General features: G+C 39.4%; 9 protein-coding genes. 5 read left to right on the forward strand and 4 right to left on the reverse strand.

The features are described from left to right. Both HQR03_RS13650 and HQR03_RS13655 read right to left on the reverse strand, forming a co-directional pair. On the reverse strand, positions 1 to 548 hold a 548-nt coding region (locus tag HQR03_RS13650; protein ID WP_173240538.1), incomplete at its 3' end, for a hypothetical protein. A gap of 2 nt (positions 549 to 550) precedes the next feature. Next, a complete protein-coding gene (locus HQR03_RS13655) occupies positions 551 to 2,116 on the reverse strand; it encodes a MobA/MobL family protein (protein WP_173240540.1) in 1,566 nt (521 codons plus the stop codon). A 298-nt stretch (positions 2,117 to 2,414) separates the two neighbouring features. On the opposite strand from HQR03_RS13655, the gene HQR03_RS13660 reads away from it, so the two are divergent. From HQR03_RS13660 to HQR03_RS13680, 5 genes are all read left to right on the forward strand, one after another. After that, the gene (locus tag HQR03_RS13660) at positions 2,415 to 2,885 is read left to right on the forward strand and encodes a hypothetical protein (RefSeq protein ID WP_173240542.1); all 471 of its coding nucleotides are present in this window, start codon (positions 2,415 to 2,417) and stop codon (positions 2,883 to 2,885) included. Then, a complete protein-coding gene (locus HQR03_RS13665) occupies positions 2,885 to 3,925 on the forward strand; it encodes a serine/threonine-protein kinase (protein WP_173240544.1) in 1,041 nt (346 codons plus the stop codon). The genes HQR03_RS13660 and HQR03_RS13665 overlap by 1 nt, the downstream gene beginning before the upstream one ends. After that, positions 3,922 to 4,113 (forward strand): hypothetical protein, encoded by a 192-nt coding sequence (locus tag HQR03_RS13670; RefSeq protein ID WP_173240546.1) that lies wholly within the window; start codon positions 3,922 to 3,924, stop codon positions 4,111 to 4,113. The genes HQR03_RS13665 and HQR03_RS13670 overlap by 4 nt, the downstream gene beginning before the upstream one ends. Before the next feature lie 115 nt (positions 4,114 to 4,228). Next, complete coding sequence (locus HQR03_RS13675) at positions 4,229 to 5,224, forward strand: adenine-specific methyltransferase EcoRI family protein (RefSeq protein ID WP_173240548.1); 996 nt, start codon at positions 4,229 to 4,231, stop codon at positions 5,222 to 5,224. A gap of 9 nt (positions 5,225 to 5,233) precedes the next feature. Then, complete coding sequence (locus HQR03_RS13680; RefSeq protein ID WP_173240550.1) at positions 5,234 to 6,313, forward strand: HNH endonuclease family protein; 1,080 nt, start codon at positions 5,234 to 5,236, stop codon at positions 6,311 to 6,313. 11 nt (positions 6,314 to 6,324) lie between these two features. On the opposite strand, the gene repM is transcribed toward HQR03_RS13680, so the two are convergent. Together repM and HQR03_RS13690 are read right to left on the reverse strand one after the other, a co-directional pair. Then, on the reverse strand, positions 6,325 to 7,287 hold the full coding sequence (gene repM / locus HQR03_RS13685) for a replication initiation protein RepM (RefSeq protein ID WP_173240552.1): 963 nt from the start codon (positions 7,285 to 7,287) through the stop codon (positions 6,325 to 6,327). Positions 7,288 to 7,590: 303 nt separating this feature from the next. Next, positions 7,591 to 7,978, reverse strand: a 388-nt coding sequence (locus HQR03_RS13690; RefSeq protein ID WP_217271609.1) for a hypothetical protein, incomplete at its 5' end; no start/stop codon positions are given.

Genomic DNA, 7,978 nt, shown 5'->3' on the forward strand with positions numbered 1-7,978 from the left:
TTATAGCTAAAATCATTAGCCACATCATCAAGTCTCTCTTTGGTACTGTCGATAACAGCAGTCGTTGTGCTATCTACGCTCTCTTTCATCTTTCGGCTTTGAGTATCGTAGGTATCCTCATACGTTTTGAAAAAGCCCTGTCTGCTCTCAAATTCAGTTTTTGAGTTATGAGCAGCAGTATCAAGATCGTCAATTTGCTTTTCAATCTTAACGGCAACCGTTGATAGTCTTTTGGTGGCTGTGTCTATATGCGTGGTAAACCCTTGATCTATCAGTGCATGGTAGGATTTTTGGTTTTGCTGAAAAGCAGCATTGATATTATTTTTGAGTGTCTGATTGGTGTTATCTATGATCAGCTGTTCTTTATCCTGATAGGTTTTTAATAGCCCAGTGAGCTGCTTTATCATTGCGGATATTTGCTGTACATGCTCATCATTGGTTTTACTCTGAGCCTGACTGTCTACTAATAGCTCTTGTTGTTGTTCAATCAGTGCGTGAAGGGTGAGTACTAATTCTTCTATTGCAATCGACTGGGCGTTGTCGGTCATATCTAAAATCCTAGGGTCATGCCACGACTTCGACTGATATCATGGCTATGGTCATTAATGGCTACTGAGATACTCTGTAAGCGCTCCTGCTGCATCTCAGAGAGGTTTTGCTTATGTTCGGGTACCATAGCATCAAATACGCCCTTTAATGCCGCTGTATCGGCCTTTTGCGACACGCTGTGTCGTAAGTCTTTTACGATCTCTAATGCCGATTGTGAATGTGAGATAAGATCATTGCCTAAACGCTCATACTGTAGCTCTGCAAGCGTTCTTTGGTGTTTGGTAGTATTAGGATCTTCTTGATAGCGTGTCAGCGCTTGCATGTGGCTATTTGTGGCTAGAATGGCGACAAGATGCTGGCCAAACTCGCTGTTTTGATCGATTTTCTGCAAGTGCGACTGATCAACGCTAAGGGGCTGCTGTTCTAGCTGCTGATAGTAGTGAGTGAACTCTGCTTTCTCTGCTGCAATTCTTGCAAGTCTCTGCTCTCGGCGCTGCGCACGCTCTAGCTTCTCTTGTTCGGCCTGTTCTCGCTCTTTTCGTTGCTTTGTTTCTAATTGCTGCTGTTTTAGGCGCTCTTGCTCGGCTTGCTGTGCCTTCTCGCGGTTAAGTCGTACCGCTTTTAATCTATTTACCGTATCGTTGGCGCGGTCTATGCTCTCCTGAGTAACTTTTCGGGGTTTAAACTCAGGTTTAGGCGCAGCTGGGGCGATGAATAGCTTACTTTCACGCAAATCTGCGATGGTTCGATCCGCTTTATCGTTGGTTTTTTGGTTGTCGTCTAAGTGTTTGTTCCAAACCAATTCATTAGACTGGATAATCTCACGGTTAAACTGCCCTTTCTCAGTTGGTATCCCTTTACGCTCCATGTGCGTAGCGTCTTTACCCATCTTGATTTGCGGCACTAGATTAATACCTTGTGACTTATAACTACGGCTGTCGATCAGGTTGTGCCCTTTTGCTTCCAGCACTTTATTGGCGCTGTGTTCCCACAGTTCGCGCACCGCTTTAACCTCTACGCTCATGCGCGGCAAACCCTTTTTTCTGCGGTCATCGTCTGATATTTCGCTGTCGGCTTTGTCTTTGGTGAGGTAGATTTTGCCGTCATCGTTAATGGTGGCAGTGCGCGTGGTCAATAAGATATGGGCATGGAAGTTAAGAGGGCTTGCGCCGCGCTCGATTTCTTTATCGGTTGGCACATGGATCGCACAATCTGCGATTACCTGATATCTATCGGCTAAGGTTCTAGCGAAGTCATGGGCTAAATCCTTGCGATCTTGTTCACTCAATTCATGGGGTAAGGCAATCAGCCATTCACGAGCCACGCGACTATTTTTTCGGGTCTCGTTACGTTCTGCCATGTTCCATAATTCGGCTCTGCCAATCTCACCATCAGCTAAAGCAGTCGGCAGAATAATATCGGCACTTAATACGCCACTGCGTTTTTTATAGTCGTGTAGCTTGCCGTGATCTTTATCTTCATCGAGCAATTTATCACCAGCACGATAAGCGGCAGCAGCAATGGCACTTTGTCCTTTTGCTCTGGATACTGACTTGGTGCTTGCCATGAATATCGCCATAACGACTGCCTATTTTGAGCATGGTTTTTTGGGGTTTGGGGTGTCCCCAACGTGTTTTGAGAATTGGGAAATATGAACCGTTAGGTGAATATATCACAGTTCTCGAAAACGCGCTCTTACGCAGAGGGCGACAACCATTTTACCCTGTAGAGATATTTTTATTAGTGGCTAATATAGTAATTCTTGTTACACTATGCTTCGTCTATACCTATAAGTACCTCTGTATTCAGAAATGATCACAGAGCTATCTTGAGAATATCTCACATAATGCTAAGGCTCTCTTTTTATGAAAACATCAATAGGGATTCGAGTAACACCCTCAATAATATACTTTACAGTAGTATCACTTAAAGGTGAGGGTATTGAATTCGAAGCTATAGACAAAATAGTTAATCCTAAAGCTTTAGAAACTCCAGAAAAGTTGAAATATATCAGAAACACCCTGAGCGACATCATCCATGAGTTCAAAGTGACGAATGCTTGTATTCGAATAAGTGAGACTAGTGCTAAGAGCTTAAGTATAGATAGGATTTATATTGAAGGAGTGATTCAAGAGTTATTTGCAAGCTCTACCATTGAGCAGTACTTCATTGGACAAATATCCAATATAAGCTCACGTTTGAAAATAAAAAGAGAAGACTTCAAAGTCTACTCCCAAGGTGAAAAGGACTTTGAGGGTATTGAGGAATGGAAGCAATTTAAATTGGAAGAGCGTGAAAGTATTATGTCAGCTATTAGCTCACTGGGGATTAAGTAATGACTATTGGATTACATACTGCTGAGTTAAATTTTGAGCTTACAAAAGAGATTGGTCAAGAGGGGAGGAACTCACAAGTTTACACTGCTCATGACAAACAACTTGATAAAGAGATAGCTGTTAAGAAAATTGAAAAGAAAAGTATGCTACATGAAGATGAGTATTACGAAGAGTCAAAAAAACTAAGTACCTCTTATCATAGTAATATTGTTAACGTAATGTATGGCTGTTCTGATGTTGATCATATTTATATAGCAATGCCTTTCTACAAGAAGGGGTCTTTAAAATCTTTGATTAATAAGCGCTTTCTTACTGTTAGGGAATCTATTCGTTACTCTATACAGTTTTTATCTGGCCTTCATCATATTCATTCTAAGGGTTTGATTCATTGTGACATAAAGCCAGACAACATACTGCTTTCAGATAGTGATGAAGCACTACTGTCAGACTTTGGGCTTGCTAAACTAATGAATGAATACGGTCAAATAAGTCAAGATAGAGCCTATACAAAGCATCTACCACCTGAAACTCTCACAAGTAATGATAAAACCATTCAATACGATATATATTTGAGTGGGCTAACAATATATAGACTGTTAAATGGTGATGAGCATTTCAATAAGCAACTTGAAAAATTTCCAACATGGGTTGATTATAGAGAAGCCATTAGAACAGGATCGTTTCCTGATCGTAGTAGCTACTTACCTCATATTCCGAAGAAAGTACAAAAAATTATCAATAAAGCATTGAGTGTAAATACTGAAGATAGGCATCGTGATGTTCTTAACTTAATCAATGAGTTAAGTACTGTAGAAAAGACCATTGATTGGGCTTATGAGCCAAGCAACTCCACTCATAAGTGGACTAAGTGTATTGGTGAGACTGTAACTGACGTCGTAGTTTCTCGTGATGAGTCTGGTCTTTACAGTATTACCACTACAAAAGCCAAAGGAACTTCCCTTCCAAGGAAAGTAAAAGCACATTGTCATACTCGACTTTCTGACTGTAAGTCAGAATTAAAAGGAGTATTAGAATCATGAAAATCCTCAACCAAAACTTAAAAAGAGAAAACCTTACTCGGTCTAAAAAGACAGCCAAACCACTAGTTGCGCCTGAGAAGAATAGAAATCCAGAAAATATCGACGTGATTTTAGAAGGGCATTACTTGGTTATATCTACTGGTGTTTCTAAGTCTCAAGACAACCCAACGATGCTGTGGGCAAAGTAACTGTAACTGCTTGGATATAAGCGACTATTTAATTAAAAGAGCCTTTTGGTGACTAATTGCCAGAAGGCTTTATCTTAAGATAATTTTGAATAAATATATTGAGGTCTCGACACACATGGCAAACGAAAATAGCGGTCTGCACTCAGCAAAGCGCAATAAAAAGGACGAGTTTTATACTCAAATAGTTGATATTGAAAGAGAGTTACGACATTACCGTAATCAATTTAAAGGCAAGGTTGTTTATTGTAATTGCGATGACCCATATATAAGTGCTTTTTTTGAGTATTTTGCAAAAAACTTTGAGTTTTTTGGTTTAAAAAAACTGATTACAACTTGCTATAAAAGCCAAGAAGTTGATCTATTTAGCCAAGGTAATTCAGAAGTATCTATAAAGCTTGAGTATACCGGTGGGGCTGAGAATAGCTTACCAAGTCCTGATGATATTGGTGTGACTCCATTGGATGGTGATGGCGATTTTCGCAGCCAAGAATGTATAGAGATTTTAAAAGAAGCTGATATTGTTGTTACAAACCCACCTTTTTCACTATTCAGTGAATATGTTTCCCAACTAGCCGATTATGACAAAAAATTTATTATTATAGGCAACCAGAACTCTATTACCTATAAGGATATATTCCCTCTTATTAAGAGTAATAAAATGTGGCTCGGTTATGGGTTCAAACGTAATATGGCTCATTTTATTGCTCCTCACTATGAGGATACAGCTTCTGATGCTGATCACAAAGAGGGTATGATTCGAGTATCTGGAGTCGTTTGGTACACTAATCTTGACAACAAGAAGCGCCATGAAGAAATTATATTAGTACAGCGCTATCAGGGTAACGAGGCAGATTATCCATATTATGATAATTACAATGCAATTGAAGTATCAAGGACTCAGAATATCCCTTTAGATTATGATGGGGCTATGGGGGTTCCGATTACTTTTCTTACCAAATACAATCCCGAACAGTTCGAAATTATTGGTTGCAGTTACTCTTATGGAGAACCAGTGGGCTACCATAAAGAAGGTGCTAGTTTCGATGTGAGTATCAATGGTAGACAGGTTTACAAGCGACTTTTTATTCGCAACCGAAATCCGATAATTTAAGAGACATAAATGGATATTACATTAAAGAAAATTACTATCAAGAAATTGGTGGAGAATTACCAAGATAACGAAGAGGCTGGAGTATTAGGTTATAACGGACTATTAAATATTCGTCCACCTTACCAGCGTGAATTTGTTTACAACGATAAACAGCGCGAGGCAGTAATTGATACGGTTACTAGAGGGTTTCCTCTCAATACAATGTATTGGGCTGTAATACCAAACGGCTTTGAAATTATTGATGGTCAGCAGCGCACGATCTCAATTTGCCAGTATGTAGACGGTGCTTTTTCATATAAAGATCGGTATTTTCATAATCTACAACAAGATGAAAAGGATGCAATTCTTAGTTACGAATTGACAGTCTACCAATGTGAAGGAGCAGACAGTGAAAAGCTGGACTGGTTCAGAACCATTAATATTGCTGGAGAAAAACTTACTGAGCAAGAGCTACGTAATGCAGTGTATGCAGGGTCATGGACAACAGACGTTAAGCGTTATTTTTCTAAGACACAGTGTGCTGCTTGGCAACTTGGCGAAAAGTACATGACAGGCACACCTATCAGGCAAGACTACCTCGAAACCACTATTTCTTGGATAAACAATGGTGACATAGAGGATTATATGGCTAGGCACCAACATGAAACAAACGCCAACCCCTTATGGCTCTATTTCCAAGCTGTTATTAGCTGGGTCAAAGCTACATTTCCAAAGCACCGAAAGGAAATGAAGGGTATATCTTGGGGAGTTCTTTACAATACTCACAAAGACGACAACCTCGATCCAACTACTTTGGAAATAGAAACAACTCGTCTAATGGCTGATGATGAAGTAACAAAGAAAAAAGGTATATACGAGTATTTACTCACGAAAAACGAAAAACATTTGAGTATACGCACTTTTACAGATAGCCATAAACGAACTATGTATGAGCGTCAGAAAGGTATTTGTAAGGCATGCACAGAACATTTCGAGCTTAATGAGATGGAAGCTGACCATATAACACCTTGGTCACAAGGTGGCAAAACAGAGCTTATTAATGGTCAGATGCTTTGCCGTGAATGCAACCGCAGGAAATCTTCTAAATAAAATTGTAAGGCTTAATACTCAAGATACTCTCTAATAGGACGCTTTTGAAAATCAGAAGCGTCTTTTTTAAGACGATTAATCATTTCGAACTCCCATCCTTGCTGCGACTGTCCAGCTGGGCTAGTCGGGCTTACTAAATGATTGTATTCTGCCATGAAAGCAGGATTGCGAACGATACGTCCTAACTGTTTATCATTTAGCCCTTCAATCGTGAACATATCTGCTGTGTTCACATCTCTGACAGCTTCTTGCTTCGCATTTTTTGGTTGAGCCTTAGTTAATACCTTAAATTTAAAGCCTGCTATAGCCACGCCTTTTTTAACCTGTTCGTAGCTGACTTTTAGGTCTGATTTTTCATTTATCTCTTTCACAGCAAGGTCTAAAACGCGCTTTTTAAAGTCGCTCATTGCCTTGTATTCAGTATCTTCAACACCTAACTGCCCTCTGAAAACATCTAGATCAAAACTTACCTTTTTTGCTTGTCTCCATTGGTTGAGTAGTTCGTATAACCTAACAGAGTATACACTCTTCATTGGTGCTACCTGCTCAAGCGCAAATCTTGTGAATAGCGTTTTAGCTTCTATAGCATCAATACGTGTAATCTCTTGAACTACAGCAGGTGTAAGCATTATTTCTATGATTGCTTCATCATCTAAATACTTTGCCTGACTTACCCAATGAGACTTAACTGGCTTACCATCCCGTTCATCGAGAAATGTAAAATAACGCTTAAATAAAGAGGTTTCAGCTTCAATAAGAACTTCGTACGCCGTTTGTCTTGTGACACCAAACGCTTCAGCATAGCGGCTTGCGTGGATAGGTAAGGGAGTTACGGTATCTATGCCTGTTCCTGTTTCTCTCGCGTCTATAATCGCTAACTGCATAAGTCGAATTTCAGCAAGTGATAATTTTTGTAGAGCTGTATTTAGCCTGTGAGTTTTAACAACCTCATTTTTTAACTTTTTGTTGCTCATATCTGTAAACCCATTCTAATAAATGACACTAATTTAACACGTCCCTTAATGGTCGTAAACAAACAATGTCCTTAATTGACAGGTAAACGTCCCTTAATTGACAGGTAAACGTCCCTTAATTGACAGGTAAACGTCCCTTAATTGACAGGTAAACGTCCCTTAATGACCTGCGCAGCCCAATAATAACAATGCTTCCAGCCAAGTTAAAAGCTTTTAAAAGCATTAAAAACATTAAAAGCCTTTTTGGTTGTTGATAACTAAAGAATAAAAAGCGATTTCTTATTGCTTAGAATTAGGTAGTAGTTACTTGAATTTGCACCAAGTCGAATTACTCCAAAATTTAGATTTGAAATCTTTTCTGCATTTACTCGTATCGACTTCTGCATAGTAACCATCATCAGCTTGAACAACCTTATTAAATAATTGAGCTTTCTCAAGCGCATTGTATTGAGACTGCCTTTGAGAAATTTCAGCCTTACTAGGAATAAACAACCAAGCTGAACCAAACGTTAGCAGCATAATGCAAAGGCAGACAGCTCCAAGCATAGCGGTTATCTTCCAGCTAAGATACTTGACTAAGTTATAGCTAAAATCATTAGCCACATCATCAAGTCTCTCTTTGGTACTGTCGATAACAGCAGTCGTTGTGCTATCTACGCTCTCTTTCATCTTTCGGCTTTGAGTATCGTAG

Source organism: Psychrobacter okhotskensis (assembly GCF_013248965.1).
GTDB classification, from domain to species: domain Bacteria; phylum Pseudomonadota; class Gammaproteobacteria; order Pseudomonadales; family Moraxellaceae; genus Psychrobacter; species Psychrobacter okhotskensis.

Bases quoted from the DNA above. Each gene is read 5' to 3' on its own strand.
- HQR03_RS13670 (WP_173240546.1), top strand. From the start codon at position 3,922: ATGAAAATCCTCAACCAAAACTTAAAAAGAGAAAACCTTACTCGGTCT.
- HQR03_RS13660 (WP_173240542.1), top strand. From the start codon at position 2,415: ATGAAAACATCAATAGGGATTCGAGTAACACCCTCAATAATATACTTT.
- HQR03_RS13675 (WP_173240548.1), top strand. From the start codon at position 4,229: ATGGCAAACGAAAATAGCGGTCTGCACTCAGCAAAGCGCAATAAAAAG.
- HQR03_RS13680 (WP_173240550.1), top strand. From the start codon at position 5,234: ATGGATATTACATTAAAGAAAATTACTATCAAGAAATTGGTGGAGAAT.
- HQR03_RS13655 (WP_173240540.1), bottom strand. From the start codon at position 2,116: ATGGCAAGCACCAAGTCAGTATCCAGAGCAAAAGGACAAAGTGCCATT.
- HQR03_RS13665 (WP_173240544.1), top strand. From the start codon at position 2,885: ATGACTATTGGATTACATACTGCTGAGTTAAATTTTGAGCTTACAAAA.
- repM (WP_173240552.1), bottom strand. From the start codon at position 7,287: ATGAGCAACAAAAAGTTAAAAAATGAGGTTGTTAAAACTCACAGGCTA.